14 protein-coding genes and 1 pseudogene are annotated in these 15,089 nt (G+C 66.5%); 8 read left to right on the top strand and 7 right to left on the bottom strand.

The features are described from left to right. Positions 1-5: 5 nt before the first annotated feature. Positions 6-851, bottom strand: a complete 846-nt coding sequence (locus Q0Q48_RS16325) for an aldolase/citrate lyase family protein (protein WP_295139735.1) — start codon at positions 849-851, stop codon at positions 6-8. Positions 852-909: 58 nt separating this feature from the next. Here Q0Q48_RS16325 and Q0Q48_RS16330 point away from each other — a divergent pair, with 58 nt between their 5' ends. Further along, positions 910-1,878 (top strand): D-2-hydroxyacid dehydrogenase, encoded by a 969-nt coding sequence (locus tag Q0Q48_RS16330; RefSeq protein ID WP_295139736.1) that lies wholly within the window; start codon positions 910-912, stop codon positions 1,876-1,878. Between the two features lie 30 nt (positions 1,879-1,908). On the opposite strand, the gene Q0Q48_RS16335 is transcribed toward Q0Q48_RS16330, so the two are convergent. After that, positions 1,909-4,113 (bottom strand): DUF6600 domain-containing protein, encoded by a 2,205-nt coding sequence (locus Q0Q48_RS16335; protein ID WP_295139738.1) that lies wholly within the window; start codon positions 4,111-4,113, stop codon positions 1,909-1,911. An 85-nt stretch (positions 4,114-4,198) separates the two neighbouring features. Here Q0Q48_RS16335 and Q0Q48_RS16340 point away from each other — a divergent pair, with 85 nt between their 5' ends. Next, a complete protein-coding gene (locus Q0Q48_RS16340) occupies positions 4,199-4,780 on the top strand; it encodes a hypothetical protein (protein WP_295139740.1) in 582 nt (193 codons plus the stop codon). Positions 4,781-4,797: 17 nt separating this feature from the next. On the opposite strand, the gene Q0Q48_RS16345 is transcribed toward Q0Q48_RS16340, so the two are convergent. Both Q0Q48_RS16345 and Q0Q48_RS16350 read right to left on the bottom strand, forming a co-directional pair. Further along, positions 4,798-5,817: an LLM class flavin-dependent oxidoreductase gene (locus Q0Q48_RS16345; protein ID WP_295139741.1), complete on the bottom strand. Its 1,020-nt coding sequence runs from the start codon at positions 5,815-5,817 to the stop codon at positions 4,798-4,800. A gap of 23 nt (positions 5,818-5,840) precedes the next feature. Continuing rightward, entirely contained in the window at positions 5,841-6,701 is an 861-nt protein-coding gene (locus tag Q0Q48_RS16350) for an amino acid ABC transporter substrate-binding protein (protein ID WP_295139743.1), read from the bottom strand. A 75-nt stretch (positions 6,702-6,776) separates the two neighbouring features. Between Q0Q48_RS16350 and Q0Q48_RS16355 the strand changes: the two genes are divergently transcribed. Together Q0Q48_RS16355 and Q0Q48_RS16360 are read left to right on the top strand one after the other, a co-directional pair. Continuing rightward, on the top strand, positions 6,777-7,232 hold the full coding sequence (locus Q0Q48_RS16355) for a VOC family protein (RefSeq protein WP_295139745.1): 456 nt from the start codon (positions 6,777-6,779) through the stop codon (positions 7,230-7,232). A gap of 78 nt (positions 7,233-7,310) precedes the next feature. Then, entirely contained in the window at positions 7,311-8,813 is a 1,503-nt protein-coding gene (locus Q0Q48_RS16360) for an aldehyde dehydrogenase family protein (RefSeq protein ID WP_295139747.1), read from the top strand. 77 nt (positions 8,814-8,890) lie between these two features. Here the strand turns inward: Q0Q48_RS16360 and Q0Q48_RS16365 are convergent, their stop codons facing one another. Genes Q0Q48_RS16365 through Q0Q48_RS16375 form a run of 3 tightly spaced genes read right to left on the bottom strand, consistent with a single transcriptional unit; the run spans position 8,891 to position 11,416 of the window. After that, positions 8,891-10,312: an amidase gene (locus tag Q0Q48_RS16365; protein WP_295139749.1), complete on the bottom strand. Its 1,422-nt coding sequence runs from the start codon at positions 10,310-10,312 to the stop codon at positions 8,891-8,893. Further along, positions 10,309-10,509: a hypothetical protein gene (locus tag Q0Q48_RS16370; RefSeq protein ID WP_295139751.1), complete on the bottom strand. Its 201-nt coding sequence runs from the start codon at positions 10,507-10,509 to the stop codon at positions 10,309-10,311. Before Q0Q48_RS16370 ends, Q0Q48_RS16365 begins: the two co-directional genes overlap by 4 nt. A 10-nt stretch (positions 10,510-10,519) precedes the next feature. Next, a complete protein-coding gene (locus Q0Q48_RS16375) occupies positions 10,520-11,416 on the bottom strand; it encodes a thioesterase family protein (protein ID WP_295139753.1) in 897 nt (298 codons plus the stop codon). A gap of 167 nt (positions 11,417-11,583) precedes the next feature. Between Q0Q48_RS16375 and Q0Q48_RS16380 the strand changes: the two are divergent. From Q0Q48_RS16380 to Q0Q48_RS16395, 4 genes and pseudogenes are all read left to right on the top strand, one after another. Then, positions 11,584-11,898 (top strand): annotated as a pseudogene (locus Q0Q48_RS16380) (HU family DNA-binding protein); the annotation flags it as partial. 169 nt (positions 11,899-12,067) lie between these two features. Next, the gene (locus Q0Q48_RS16385; protein WP_295139755.1) at positions 12,068-12,856 is read left to right on the top strand and encodes a YdcF family protein; all 789 of its coding nucleotides are present in this window, start codon (positions 12,068-12,070) and stop codon (positions 12,854-12,856) included. Then, a complete protein-coding gene (locus tag Q0Q48_RS16390; RefSeq protein ID WP_295139757.1) occupies positions 12,853-13,872 on the top strand; it encodes an ABC transporter substrate-binding protein in 1,020 nt (339 codons plus the stop codon). The genes Q0Q48_RS16385 and Q0Q48_RS16390 overlap by 4 nt, the downstream gene beginning before the upstream one ends. A gap of 20 nt (positions 13,873-13,892) precedes the next feature. Continuing rightward, positions 13,893-15,053, top strand: a complete 1,161-nt coding sequence (locus Q0Q48_RS16395) for an acyl-CoA dehydrogenase family protein (protein ID WP_295139760.1) — start codon at positions 13,893-13,895, stop codon at positions 15,051-15,053. The last annotated feature ends 36 nt before the right edge of the window (positions 15,054-15,089 follow it).

The raw sequence follows: 15,089 nt of genomic DNA on the forward strand, positions 1-15,089 counted from the left end.
GAGACTCAGTAGTTGCCGGCCTTGGCAGGCGCCTTGGCCGGGGCGGCGGCGCCGCCCAGCAGGCCGCGCATCTCGGCGCCCTTGGTGTCCCACCAGTCGGCAAGGATGCGGACGTCCCAACCGATGCAATAGTGCTTCACGCCCATGTCGAGATACTTGCCAGCCTGGCTGGGATCGCGCAGTTCCACGCGCGGGTGCAGGCCCTTCTTGAGCGCCGTCTCGATCGTCTTCTTCTCGGCCGCCAGCACCTCGGGATCGTTGTACTGGCCGGTCTTGCCGATGCTCATCGAGAAATCGGAGGCGCCGAACTGCACCATGTCGAGGCCTGGAACGTCGAGGATGCGGTCGAGATCGTCCACACAGGACTTCTTTTCGACCATGATGGCGATCACGACCTCGTTCAGCGCATCGACGTAAGCCGGCGAGCCGCCGGTTCGGACCGTGCCGACGTCGCGCCGCATGCCGACGCCCAGCCGCCCGCGGCCACGCGCGCCGTGGGCCATCGTCGTCTCGGCGCGCACGGCGTCGACGGCGGCCTTCGCGTCCTCGACCGAGCGGATGTCGGCGAACAGCACGCTCTGGAAGCCCGAGCCGATCGCCCGCATGGCCTGGTGGGTGTACTGCGTCTGCTCGATCTTGATCATGCCCGACATGCCCATCAGCTCGAAGGAGCGGCCGAGATTGTCGAGGTCGTGCATGGTGAAGGGCGCGTACTCGGCGGTGAATTCCACATAGTCGTACTGTTTGGAATGGCCGATCAGCTCCACGAGCGTCGGCCAGGCCGACAGAATGTGCGTGCCGAGCGTCGGCTTGCCCTCATTCAGGCGTTCACGGAGCGGATTGCGGCTCATCTTGTTCCCCCTGGGTCGTCGTTCGCGCTAGTGTGGCACCTTGTGCAGGGGGAGTTCCATGTTTCCGACGAGAGATAAGCTGACAATCTGCTTCGCGCATGCGGCATACCAGATGAATGCGCGGTTCGATGCCCGGAATACCGGCATCAACAGCTTCCAGGTGCGCAGCTACGACGAATTCGTGCAGCGGGTCGGCGAGGCCGATGTGGTCTCGGTCTCGGGCATGTGGAAGAACGACATCATCCCCCATGCCACCAAACTGAAGTTCGTCCAGTCCATCAGTTCCGGCATGGACCAGTATTCGAAGGAACTGCTGGGCGCCAAGGGCATCCGCCTGGCGAGCGCGGCCGGCGTCAACGCCCGGGCCGTGGCCGAACACGCACTGGCCCTCATCCTGGCCGTCTATCGCCGCCTGCCCGAGGCGCGGGACAACCAGCACAAGAAAGTGTGGCGCGGTATGCTGGGCGATCTCACCCAGCGCGAGGACGAACTGGGCGGCAAGACGATCCTGATCGTCGGCATGGGCCGCATCGGCAGCCATCTCGCCAAGCTCGCCAAGGCCTTCGACATGAAGGTGGTCGGCATCCGCCGCGACCCGAAGGCCGGCACCAATGGCGCCGACGAAATCCATGGCATGGCTGATGTGGTGAAGCTGGTCCCGCAGGCCGACATCGTCGCGCTCACCTGCGCACTGACACCGGAAACAACGGGCCTGATGAGCGCGGCAGCCTTTGCCGCCATGAAACCCTCGTCGGTGTTCGTGAACGTGGCCCGCGGCAAGGTCGCGGACGAGACGGCCCTCATCAAGACGATGGAGGGTAACAAGATCTGGGCGGCGGCCCTCGACGTCACCGCCGAGGAGCCTCTCCCGGCGGCCTCGCCGCTCTGGACGATGCCGAATGTCTTCATCACCCCACACACCGCGGGCGAAACCCGCGCCTACGAAGACAACGTCATCGACATCCTGATCGAGAATCTCGACCGTCTTTGGCGGGGCGAAGCAACGCTCCGCAATCAGGTTCTCTAAGGCCGTTCGATTGTCAGCAAGAGGGACGGGTCAGTCCTTGTCCTTCTTGCCGTTGCCCTGTTGCGGCTGGGGCTGCTTCTGCGGCTGTGGCGGTTCGGCCTTCGGCGGCTGAGCGATCTGCCGTTGCTGCTGCGGAGCGGGCGCGCGGGTTTCCTGTTCGCGCGGAGCCTGCTGATGTTGTTGCGGCTGCTGCTGGCGCTGCGGCTGCGGTGCCTGCTGCTGAGGCTGAGGGCGCGGCGGCTGAGCCTGTTGCGGCGGCTGCTGAGGCTCGGGACGCGGTTGCGGGCGCGGCGCTTCCTGACGGGGCGCCGCTTCCGGCTTCGGTGTGGGCTGGGGAGCCGCCTGCCGCGGTTCGTCTTCCTTGCGCGACTGCGGGGTGGCCGCCGGCCGTTGCTGCAGAGCGGGGGCAGCCTGCTTCGGCCCATCCTGTCGCAGCTGCGGCTGCGCGGGAACCGGGGCGGGCGAGGCGAGCTCTGGTTTGGAAGGCGCAGGTGCCGCTTCCTTGGATTGGTTGGCTGCAGGCTTGCCGCGCTCCTGGATCGCCGGCGTCTGCTTCGCTTGGCCGGGCCCAGGCTTGTCGGTCTCCTTCGGCGCCGGCGGGGCGGCGCCCTGGCGCGGCCGCAGCGCAGGGGCAGCCTTGTTGTCGCCCGAGGCCGGCTTGGCATCGGCGCCGGCCTTGCTGTCGGTGGAGGCGACCTCCGGACCCGGAGCGGCCTTGCGGTCGGCCGACTGCGGCTTGGCAAGCATCGGCATGTCGGCGACCGCCGTCTTGGCAACCGCTACGTCCGGCGTGGCGGTCCCGGCATTTCCAGCGAGCTTCGGATCGGTGGGAGCCGTCTTCTGGTCGTTGTTTTCGGGCTTGGCGGTCTTCGCGTCGGCCACGGCGGAAATCGAAGCCGTCGGGACGGGCGGCGCCGAGACCGGCGCCACTGCAGCCTTGATCAGTCTCTCGGCCGGCACCTTCAGCACCGCACGCTGGACCGGTTGCGATCGCACGAAGGCCCGCGAGGGCACGACGGTCGCGAAACGCTGGTTGGCGAGCACCGAATTCTGCCCCGCGATGAACGCCTCGCGGCGCTGCGCGCGCTCCCAGCGTTCCTGCAGCTCGCGATCCTGGATCCGCGCAGCACGATTGATGCGCTGGTAGTAGTCGCGATCGGCGGAGTAGGGCGGTACGTAGACCTCTCGCGGTCCCAGCGGGAACCAGCCCACCGGGCCGGTATTGCCGCTTTGGTTGCCGAGCTGTGTGGCCAATTCGATTCCGCCCACGAAAGCGACCAGCGCCGGAGCGTAGACCGGACGTTCCTCGCGCTGCGGCGGGATCCAGACCCAGCGATTGTTGCTGTTGGCCCAGCGCCCGTAGTGATAGGGCGCGAAGCCCCAGGGCTGCTCGTCGATCCACGTCCAGCCCCATGGCTTGACGTAGGACCAGTGGCCCGTGCGGTACGGGGCCCAGCCGGCAGGCGTCGATCGCGGCACCCAGACCTGACCGTAGCTGCCGTCATTGATCCAGTTGCCATAGGCGTTCAAGTCCTCGTAACCGGTCATACCCACGGGCAGATATTGCGGCGGCTGTTCGTAGACGATCTGCCGGTCACGCGCGGCCCACGAGGCGGCCGGTGCCGGCGGGGCCGCGCGCACGGCCTTGAGCTGCATCGACGAGCCGTCACCGTAGACTTCGCCCACTTCACCAGGGCGCACGGCCAGGGCCTGGCCGTTCAGGCCCTGGATCTGCGCAGCGCCGGAACGGACGCCCAGGCGAGTCGGATTCTGCTGCGATCCGGCTTCGACATAATAGTCTCCCTGCTGCTGGAGCGAGATCGTGCCGCGCGGGGTGACGATTTCGTAGGCTTGGGAGGTGTCGAGCTGGGTCGACTTCACATCGATACGCCCTTGCGGCAGTTGCAGGCGCACCTGCCTGTCGTCGACCTGGGTCATGTCGAGCTCGGTCGAGCCGTCCATGCGGATGCGGGTGCCGGCCAGTGACACTTCGCTGCGGGAGTTCGGTTCCGTCCAGAGTGCATCGCCGGTTGTGAGCGGCGTATTGACGACGGCCCGGGTCCAGCCGTTTTCCTCGTCGTCATGGAAGGAGACGGTGCCGTCGATGAAGGCGAGGCGGCCGACACGACCGGGCGGGTCGTTCTGCGCCTGTGCCAGGCTGCTGCAAGCCACCAGCGTGGCGCCTACGACACCGGCCAGAAGCTTCGTCGTGGTGCGTCCAAGGACTTCGCCCATACGGGACCTCCTGCTAGGCTAGGTTTCGTGAACGGCCCAGCCGGCAGCTCGGTTGCGCACTCCAGACAGGCACAGGGGAGAGAAGATGAGCGTCGCCGATCCGCATCGTGTTGTCCTGACGGGCGAAAATCCGTTTCTTCGCCTCAGCGAAAAGGACAGGGATCCCAATTCCACCGATGCCAGCTACTGGCGGATCCTGTTCTGCCCAGCCGGTCCGGGGCATGTGCTCTATCTCAAGAGCGAGCTCACGCACGGTCATTGGCGCATCTATTCCGACAACATCGCCATGGCGCGCTGGCTGCAGCAGACCGTGCAGGGCATGCTCAATCCCGAGCTGAAGGACCTGTCGATCCCGGTGATCGATGCCGACTTCAGCAAGGCCGGCGACCCGCGCTATTTCTGGACCGAATACGTTTCCGCCGCCGATGCCGAGATCGCGCTCACCTGGCACGACATCGGCGACCCGCTGCTGATCCACACCGAACCCAACCAGGAGCCGAATCCGAGGCCCTACGGTGTCTGCACGGTACTGGTCCCGGCGCTATCCGGCCGCCTCACGCTGAACGGCCAGCAGGCCCGCGGCAAGCCGTGGCCGCGCGAACGTGAAGGCCGCCCCTTCAGCACCTCGGCGCTCGCCTTCTCCGAAAGCTGGACGGAGCCGCGCTAAGCAGACGGTGCCAAGGCTTACGGCGCGAAGCCGTAGGCCTTGGCGAGTTCGGCGTAGCTGTCTCGGCGGACCTGCTCGTCGTGGGTCCAGGTGACGACCGCCATCTCGTCGACGCCGACGCGCTCCTTCAGTTCGGTGATGCGCGCCGCCACTTCGGGGCCGGTGCCGACGAAGGAGTCCTTGCGGAACTGCTCCATCTTCGCCGCCTCGTAGGCGGTGACCGGTGCCAGGGCGGCCTCGTCGGGCGGCAGCAGCGGCCCCAGGATGTTCTTGTCGCGATTGATCCGGCTCAGCGCCCTCGAGGTGAAGTGGTACTGCGCCTTTTCCATCGTCTCGGCGGCCAGCGCCCAGACACAGAGGGCGGAATGCGGTTCGGGATGCCGTGCGCTCGGGCGATAGGTTCGCTTGTAGAGATCGATGGCGCGCTCGCCGCCGGCACCGTCGCTGAAGAACCAAGCGTAGCAGTAGGGCAGGCCGAACAGCGCCGCGACCTGTGCACCGTAGTCAGAGCTGCCGAGGACCCAGATCTCGGGTGCCGTATCGCCTTGTGGGAAGGCCTTCACCGTCGCGAACGGGTGGCGCTCGATCAGTGGTTCGTTGTGGACCCAGGCGATCAGGTCGCGCACGTCGGCCGGGAAATGCTCGGGCCGCTCGTTGGCGGCGGGATTTAGCGCGAAGGCGGTACGGCCGTCCGAGCCCGGCGCGCGGCCGAGGCCGAGATCGATGCGGCCGGGCGCCAGCGCGTCGAGCACGCGAAAAACCTCGGCCACCTTGAACGGCGAATAGTGCGGCAGCATGATCCCGGCGCTGCCGATGCGAATACGCTCGGTCGTGGCGGCGATCGCTGCCATCACGATCTCGGGCGCGGTGCCGACGATGGTCGGATGGTTATGGTGCTCCGACACCCAGAAGCGGTCGTAGCCCAGGGCTTCACAGTGCCTGGCCAACGCCACGGTGTTGCGGATCGACTGGCCGTGCGGTCGGCCCGAGACGGCGATCGACTGGTCGAGGACGGAAAGGCGGAAGGGACGCGACATCGGCTGGAGATGGGCCCTGCGGTCTATTCCGGCAAGGTCGCGATCATATAGAGCGTCTGCAGTTGCTGCGTCGGCCGCGCGTTCTTGCCGAACACGTCGCTGAAGATCGTGGCGATCTGCCCCGACCGGTAGATGTGGCTGAGCGCCCGATCGACGGCAAGACGGAAGGGGCCTTCGCCCAGCTTCATGGCGAGCGCGAAGGGCTCGAGACTGAGATAGGTGTTTGCCAGCAGGATCTTGGCCGCGTCCTTGTGGTCCTTGATCATCGCGGTGAGCATCGCCCCGCCGGCGAAATAGGCGGAGATCTCGCCCTTCTCCAGCGCCGCCATGGCCGCCGTAAAGCTGGTGAAGGGCACCACGGTCGCGGCCACGTGGATGGAAGCGAGTGCCTTGCGCAGTTCTTCCTCCGTCAGCGTTCCGGCCACCGCGCCGACCTTCTTGCCGGCGAGGTCCTGCATGTCGCGCGGGCCGTCGTTGCGGATGGCGAAGCTGGTGCCGTCGACGAAGGTGGTGATGGAGAAGTCGACCACGGCACGGCGGTCCAGCGTCTCGGTGAGAGAATCGCAGAGCAGGTCGATCTTGCCTTGCTTGATCATATCCAGCCGGTTCTCGGTGGTGACCGGCACGAATTCGACCTTGAGGCCGGGCAGCTTCAGCTGCTTGGCGATGTCCCCTGCCACGGCCTCGCAGAGCTGCACCATGAAGCCGGCGGGCTTGCCGTTGGAGCCCTTGTAGGCGAAGGGATGGGCATTCTCGCGAAAGCCGCCGCGGATCACGCCGCTCTTGGCGATATCGTCCAGGGTGCCGGCCCAGGCGCTGCCGGCGGCCAGGAGGCCCAGGGTCAGCGCCAGTGTCGGGGCAACGCCGCTCGCGAATCGCTTCATTTCGTCCCTCTTCGAATGACGGCGAAACAATCCGATATTCGGCCCGTTGTCGCCACTGGAAATCCGGAGGACGCCATGGCCCGCTCCAAGAAGTCCGCTCCCGTGTCCCGCGTCGTCGGCATCGACCACATCAGCATCAGGGTCAGCGACTACGAGAAGTCGAAGGCCTTCTATGGCGGCCTGTTCACGTTCCTGGGCTTCGAAATCTCGGACGAGTATCCCTCGACCATCGGCTGGACCAACGGCAGGACGCGCTACTGGATCGCGCCGGCCGAGGGGCGAAAGAAGCATCGGATCGGCGATGTCGGCCTGCATCATTATGCATTCCAGCTGCGCAGCCGACGGGACGTCGATGCGCTGCAGGGTTACCTGGAAGGGCAGGGCGTCCGCATCGTCGATCCGGCCGGCGAATATTACGAGGACTACTACGCCGTGTTCTTCCTCGATCCCGACGGTCTGAAGCTCGAAGGGATGAAGTACGGCGAGTTGACCGCGAAGCGGAAGCGCAGGCCCTCCCCGAAGAAGGGTTAGGGGCGGCCCGTTCTGCTTGTGGCGCAGCGTCCTGCGGGCCAAACTCCGGGCCGATTTTTTGGACCCTCGGAGGACCGCATGTCGACCGCCACTGCCGAACTGAAGACCCAGGCCCAGCCGGCCAATACCTACAAGCCCAAGGGCATGCTGATCGGCGGCAAGTGGGTCGAGAGCGCCTCGGGCGCCCGCATCACCATCGAGAATCCGGGCAAGCGCACGGCCGTGGCGGAAGTGCCGCGCGCCGCGGAAGCCGACGTCAACGCCGCCGTCGAGGCGGCCGAGAAGGCCTTCCCGGCCTGGAAGAACGTGGTGCCGCGCGAGCGCGGCAAGATCCTGCTGAAGATCGCCGAGGTGCTCGAGGCGCGCAGCGAAGAGATGGCGCGCACCATCGCACTTGAAACCGGCAATGCGCTGCGCACCCAGGCACGCGGCGAGGCCAAGCTTGCCGCCGACATCTTCCGTTACTTCGGCGGCCTCGGCTCGGAACTGAAGGGCGAGACCGTGCCGCTGGGCGAGCATGTCCTGTCCTATACGCGCCGTGAGCCGATCGGCATCGTGGGCGCCATCATCCCGTGGAACGCGCCGGTCATGCTGGGCGCGCTCAAGATCGCGCCCGCCCTCTGCGCCGGCAACGTGCTGGTGATGAAGGCGGCCGAGGATGCGCCGATGGGCGTGCTGCTGATGGCCGACATCTGCCAGGAGTTCCTACCGCCGGGCGTGCTGAACGTGCTGACCGGCTACGGCCAGGAGTGCGGTGGTCCGCTCGCCAACCACCCCAAGATCCGCAAGCTGTCGTTCACGGGCTCCACCGAAGTCGGCAAGGTGATCATGCGCGCCGCGGCAGAGCGTATCGTGCCGGTGTCGCTCGAGCTGGGCGGCAAGAGCCCCTCGATCGTCTATCCCGATGCCGACGAGGATTGGGCGGTCGACGGCATCATTAACGCGATGCGCTTCACCCGCCAGAGCCAGAGCTGCACGGCCGGCTCGCGCATGTTCCTGCACGAGGACATCTTCGACAGTTTCCTCAAGAAGCTCGAAAAGAAGACCACGGCGCTGAAGATCGGCGATCCGCTCGACGAGGCGAGCGACATCGGCACCATCATCAACAACAAGCAGTACACCAAGGTCTGCAAGTACGTGCAGGACGGTCTCGACCGCTCCGATGCCAAGCTGGTGTTCGGCGGCCTGCCGCCCAAGACCGGTCCGCTGAGCGAAGGCTACTTCACCATGCCGACCGTGTTCGCCGACCGCTCGAACGACTGGCGCCTTGCGCGTGAGGAGATCTTCGGGCCGGTGCTGGTCGCGATCCGCTGGAGCGACGAGGCGGAGGCGATCCGCATGGCCAACGACAGCCACTACGGCCTCGCGGCCTATGTCTGGACGCACGACATTGGCAAGGGCCTGCGCGCCGCGCATGCGATCGAATCGGGCTGGGTCCAGGTCAACCAGGGCGGCGGCCAGACGCCCGGCATGTCCTACGGCGGCTACAAGCAGAGCGGCCTCGGCCGCGAGTTCTCGCTCGAGGGCATGCTCGACAGCTTTACCCAGCGCAAGAGCGTGACGGTCAACCTGGCGGTCTAGACGTTTGAGTAAGGATCCCTCGCTGCGCTCGGGATGACAAACGGTGTCATCCCGAGCGAAAGCGAGAGATCTTTCTCTTAAACCGGCACCTTCAAATGATATTCGGTCGCGCCCTGGTAGGCGTGGCCGATCCTGTAGAGCATCGCTTCGTCGAACGGCCGGCCGACGAGCTGCATCCCGATTGGCGCGCCGTTCCTGTCGAACCCGCAGGGCACCGACAGCGCGGGAATGCCCAGCGTATTGAACGGCCGCGTGAGGCCGGTGAAGCCCGCCACCGTCTTCAGCACCGCCGGACCACCCTTGGTCTCGGTGTCGGTCTCCTCGATGGTGGGAAGCGGGAAGGGGATCGCCGGCAGCAGCACGGCATCGACGCCATCCATCGCCGTCGACAGGAACTCCTTCACGAAATGCGCGCGCAGCCGCAGCGCGTCGATGTACTGCGTCGCCGGAATGAAGAAGCCCGCTTCCATGCGCGTGCGCACCTGGTTGGCATAGAGTTCGGGCGTCTTCTCCATCCACGGCCGGTGCATGGCGGCCGCCTCGCATTTCACCATCACCTCGGCGGCGCGGTAGAGCGCGGTGAAGTCGGGCAGGGTGACGCTCGAGACCTTCGCGCCGAGCCGGCCAAGCGCATCTGCGGCGGCCTGCACTGCCGCGCCGATCTGAGGATCCAGCGGTGCGGGGCCATCGTTCGGCAAAGCCAATCCAATGCGCAGGCCCGCGACGCCGCCGTCGAGCAGCGCCTCGTAGTCGGGCACGGGCTTCTCGCTGGTCGTCGAATCCTCGGGGTCGTGGCCGGCGATGACCGCGAGCATGCGGGCATTGTCGCGCACCGTGCGCGTCAGCGGTCCGACATGGTCGAGACTCCACGAGCGCGCCACGGCGCCGGCGCGGCTCACGCGACCATAGGTGGCCTTCATGCCGACGACGCCGCAGGCGGCCGCCGGCAGTCGGATAGAGCCGCCGGTATCCGACCCCAGCGCGCCATAGACCATCCGTGCAGCCACCGACGCGCCCGAGCCGCTCGAGCTGCCGCCCGTGACGCGGCTCTGGTCCCAGGGGTTGCGGCAATGGCCGTGATGCACGTTGTGGCCCGTCGGGCCGGCGGCGAACTCCGCCATGTTGAGGAAGCCCAGTTCGACCACGCCGGCGGCGTCGAGCTTGCCCAGCACCGTCGCCGTCACCGGCGCCACCCAGTCGCGGCGGATCGCGCTGCCGCCGGTCGAGACCTCCCCCTTGCGGTAGTACATGTCCTTGTGCGCCATCGGCACGCCGTGCAGCGGGCCGCGACGCCTGCCGGCGGCAAGCTCGGCGTCCATTGCCTTGGCTTGCTCGAGCGCCTTCTCCCTGTAGACGCGCAGGAAGGCATTGGTGCGCGGCTGCCAGTCCTCGATGCGGGCGAGGCAGGCTTCGGTCGCGGCCACCGATGTCGTGCGTCCGGCGGCGATCGCGTCGGCAATGGAGGCAAGATCATCCAGTGCGAGATCCTGGTTCTTCATGAGCGGGCTTCCTTCGCCATGATGCTGGCGAAGGCCGCCGGATCGTCGTCGAAGGTGAGGCGTGCGGCGGCCGCCTTGCGCACCGCGTCGTTCAGGATCTCGACCTCGGTCGCCAGTTCGGCCAGGCGCACGTCATCATACTTCATGCCCTGCAGGCCGGTGGCGATGCCGGCGGCCGTCTTCGTCTTCTCGTCCATCGCCTTCTCCTCAGAGCCTGAGGCGCCGCGCCTCCATGCGCGCGCGATCCTCGGGCGGGAACGTCATGATCTTGCGGATCTTCTGGTCGAACTTCATGCCAACGGCCTCGGCGCAAGCAGCAAGCGTGCCGGTCTCGGCCTCGAACAGGAAATGCGTGAAGGTAATGGTCTTGTCGGTGAAGGTGGCGAGCCCGCTCATCACCACGGCGAGGTCGCCGGCCCGCAGCGGTCGGCGATAGTGGTTCAGCATCTCGACCACGACGGACCCTTCCTGGCGTTCCTGCATGGCGGCGCGGTCGAAGCCGAGATGGTTCCACAGGACCGGCGCGCCGTCGGAGTAGCGGCCGAACTGGTGGCGCGGCAGGAACTCACCACGCTCGTCGCATTCGTCGGGCGTGATCTGCGTGCGGCCGACTTCGATCAGGCCGACCGACGCTGCCTGGGAAAGATGCAGGTCGGGCAGGGAGAGCTGGCCGACGCTGCGCGGCCGCGCCGTTGCGGGCAATGCGATGCAGGCCGCTTCGGCGCGCGCGCGGAAATCGGCGGGCCAGGCGCGGTCGCAGGCGATGCGGCGGCGGATGGTGGCGGCGATCTCGTTCTTCGCGGGATTGCGCACCTCGTGATAGGCGACGAGATCGCGCTCGCCGACTTCGACCGGGGCGGAATGAACCTCCACCGGCTCGACCACGCGGAACTCGCGCAGGTAGCGGACATGGTCGTCGTCAGGCCGCGTCACGACCCCAGCCGCGCGCTGGGCGCGCGGACCGAAGCCGAGATGTGACAGCAGACTGGCCGACGCCTCGTGGGCAAACTCGGTGTAGAATTGGACGTTGAGGTGGTTGTTTTCGTCGCACTGCCACGTATTCACGGCGGTGCTGAAAGTCGGGATCAGGCTGGGGCTCGACACGCCAAACGCTCTCTGCAATCTGTGGATGACTGCTCTAAATGGCCGAAAAAGCCCCAAGAATCGACATTTTCCGTGGATTCGCCCCTTGCGGGGGATCAATTCGTGGATAACCTTGGCGCCGTCGGCGGTGCCCTGGGGCGTCAGGAACGTCGACAAACCAAAAATGTAAGGACCCCTCAACCATGGCTACCAAACCCACCACTGTTCCCACCGTTCCGCTTTCCAAGGTTGCCGCAGAGCTGGCCGAGAAGACGGGCATGACCAAGAAGGATGCGACGGGCGCTCTCGACGAGTTCGTCGGCCTGGTCGTTCGTCACCTGAAGAAGGGCAACAAGGTTCGCATCACCGGCCTCGGCATCCTTCAGGTCCGCGCCCGTCCGGCGCGCATGGGCCGCAACCCGGCCACCGGCGAAGCGATCAAGATCAAGGCGTCCAAGAAGGTCACCTTCCGCGTTGCGAAGGACCTCAAGGAAGCGATCTAGTTCGTTCTCTACGGACCAAGATCGGGCGGGTTCCGGCGCAGGCCGGGCCCGCCCTTCTTTTTGCCCGCTTCAGTCCGGCTGCCGTCATCGCATAGCGACATCTTCGCAATCCTTTCGACGAGCCTGCAGTGCTTTGCTCTAGTATAGCCGGAGCGCGACGCAGACCGGCATGAACACCTTCGTCATCCTCAAGATTCTCGCCACCCTGATGCTGCCGCCGGCCTCGCTGGCGGTCGGCGTCGTGCTGTCGTTGCTGCTGCGCCTGGCCGGGTGGCGCCGGCTCGCCGGGGCAACGCTTGGCGTCGCGCTCTTGCAGATTCTCGTGCTCTCCTTCCCGCCGGTGACCCAGCGGCTCAACCTGCACCTCGAAGCGAAGGCCCGCGAGGCCGTGGCCGGCAACCAGCCCTGCTGCTACGACGCAATTGTCGTGCTGGGCGGCGGCATCTCGCCCGCCGCCCCGCCCTATACGACGGAGCCGGAACTGAACGACGCCTCCGATCGAATCTGGCAGGCGGCCCGCATGTTCAAGGCGGGCGCCGCGCCCAGGATCATCGTGAGTGGCGGATCGTTCGTCGAGCAGCAGGGGGGGGCGGCCACGACCGAGGCCGAAGCAATGCGGCGCTTCCTGCTCGACCTCGGCATTCCCGGCGACGCGATCGTCTCCGACGGCAAGTCGCTGAACACGATCGAGAACATGCGCAACGTCCGCGAGCTCGTGAAGGGCGGCAGGTTGGCGATCATCACGTCGGCCTTCCATGTGCCCCGGGCGGCCAAGCTCGCGAAGCGGGCCGGCCTGAACTTCGCGATCTTCGGCGTGGACTGGAGTGTCCCCAACGATGCCATCCCATGGTGGGATGCCTGGCTGCCTTCCGTTGGCGCCCTCGCTGAATCGAATCTGGCGATCCGGGAACTGGTGGCACTAACCTTCGACCGCCGGGGAGACGGTCTCGCGCCATGACCGCCTATCGCCTCAGTCGCCGTGCCGCGCTCGGTCTCGCCGCCGTGCCCCTCCTGCAGCCGCTCGCACGACAGGCGCGCGCCCAGACGCTCGACCGGCTCGTGTTCCAGACCGACTGGCGCGCCCAGGCCGAGCATGGCGGGTACTACCAGGCGGTCGCAGCCGGCCTCTATCGCAAGGTGGGAATCGAGTGCGATATCCGCCAGGGCGGCCCGAGCCTGAACATCGGCCAGCTGCTGCTGACAGGCCGCGTCGACATGACCATGTCGAACAGCTTCGAGGCCTTCACCTATGTACGCGAGGGCGCGCCCTTCTTCACCATCGCCTCGATCTTCCAGAAGGATCCGCAGGTCCTGATCGGTCATCCCGACACCGGCTTCGACGGTTTCGAGGACCTCAAGGGGCGCACCTTGCTGATCGGCAGCGGCGGGCGCGTCACCTACTGGCCCTATCTCCGCAAGAAGTTCGGGCTGCGCGACGACCAGCTCAGGCCCTACACGTTCAACATGGCGCCTTACCTCGCCGACCGGAACGTCGTGCAGCAGGGCTTCGTGTCGTCGGAGCCCTATTCGATCTCGAAGGTCATCGGGCGCATGCCGCCGTACCTACTGATTGCCGACGCGGGATTCAGCGCCTACCAGACCACCATCGCGATCTCGCGCAAGCTGGCCGGCGAGAAGCGCGACCTCATCCAGCGGTTCGTCGACGCAACGCTCGAAGGCTGGGCCCAGTATCTCAAGGGAGGGCCGGCGGCCGAGGCCGCCAACGCACTCATCAAGAAGGCCAATCCGGAACAGACCGACGATCGTATCCAGTACGCGATCCGGGTGATGAACGAGCGCGGCATCGTGATGTCGGGCGACGCGCTGCAGCGCGGCGTCGGCGCCATGACCGATTCGCGCTGGCAGGGATTTTATCAGTCGATGGTCGATGTCGACGTGTTGCCGAAGGGGCTCGACGTGGCCCGGGCCTACACGCTCGACTTCGTCAACAAGGGTATCGGAAAGCCGACGTAATCGAATCAGGAGGAGCTGCTATGTACCAGGTCAACGAAGAACATCAGATGCTGCGCGATCTCGTGAAGAAGTTCGTGCGCAACGAGCTGATGCCGCTCGAGAAGAACGTGCTCGACCGGTTCGCCTCGGGCCAGCCGGCGTCGCTGTCCGACGAGGAGAACGCCAAGCTCTTCAAGCAGTGCAAGGACCTCGGCCTCTGGGCGCTCGACGTGCCCGAGGAAGTCGGCGGCGCCAACCTGCCGGCCGTGGCACTGGTTGGCGTCAACGAGGAGCTGGGCTACACCTGCGTGCCCTTCACCTTCCCGCCCGACTCGCCCAACCTGCACATGCTGCTGGCGACGGCGAGCCCCGAGCAGCGCAAGAAGTACCTCGAACCCTACGCCGCCGGCGAAACCAGCTCGGCCATTGCCATCTCCGAGCCCGGCGCCGGCGGCGATCCGGCCGGCATGAAGACCCGGGCGGTGAAGGACGGCAACGACTGGGTGATCAACGGCCGCAAGATCTGGATCAGCCGCATTGCCAAGGCCGATTTCACCATCGCCATGGCGGTGACCGATCCTAATCTCGGCGCGCGCGGCGGCATTACCGCCTTCCTGATCGACAAGGGCACGCCGGGCCTGGTCGTGGCCCGCGCCATTCCGATGCTGGCCGGCCAGCGCACCTATGAGGTCGTATTCGAGGACTGCCGCGTGCCCGAGACGCAGGTGCTGGGCCGCATCGGTGCGGGCTTCGCACCCATGCAGCTCCGCCTCACCGTGCGCCGCCTGCAGATGGGCTCGTGGTGTATCGGCATGGCGCAGCGCGCGCTCGACATGCTGGTCGAACACGCCAGCCAGAGGGTCACCTTCGGCGAGAAACTGGCCGACCGTCAGGCCGTCCAGTGGTGGGTGGCCGATGCGGCGATGAAGTTGCACGCCTGTCGCCTGATGGTGATGGATGCCGCCGTGAAGCAGGACGAGGGCCGCGACGTGCGCATGGAGGCCTCGATGATCAAGGTCTACGCGACCGAGATGGCGACCGAGGTGATCGATCATGCCCAGCAGGCGTTTGGCGCCATGGGCGTGACGCAGGAGCTGCCGCTGTCGATGATGGCGCAGAAGGTGCGCACCATGCGGGTCTACGAGGGCCCGTCGGAAGTGCACCGCATGGTGATCGCGCGCCGCATCTTCGGCGGCCGTTGACAGGGCGAGGTGGGCAGGCGGATCATTTCCGCCTGC

This window comes from uncultured Reyranella sp., from assembly GCF_945957355.1.
Taxonomy (GTDB): Bacteria; Pseudomonadota; Alphaproteobacteria; order Reyranellales; family Reyranellaceae; genus Reyranella.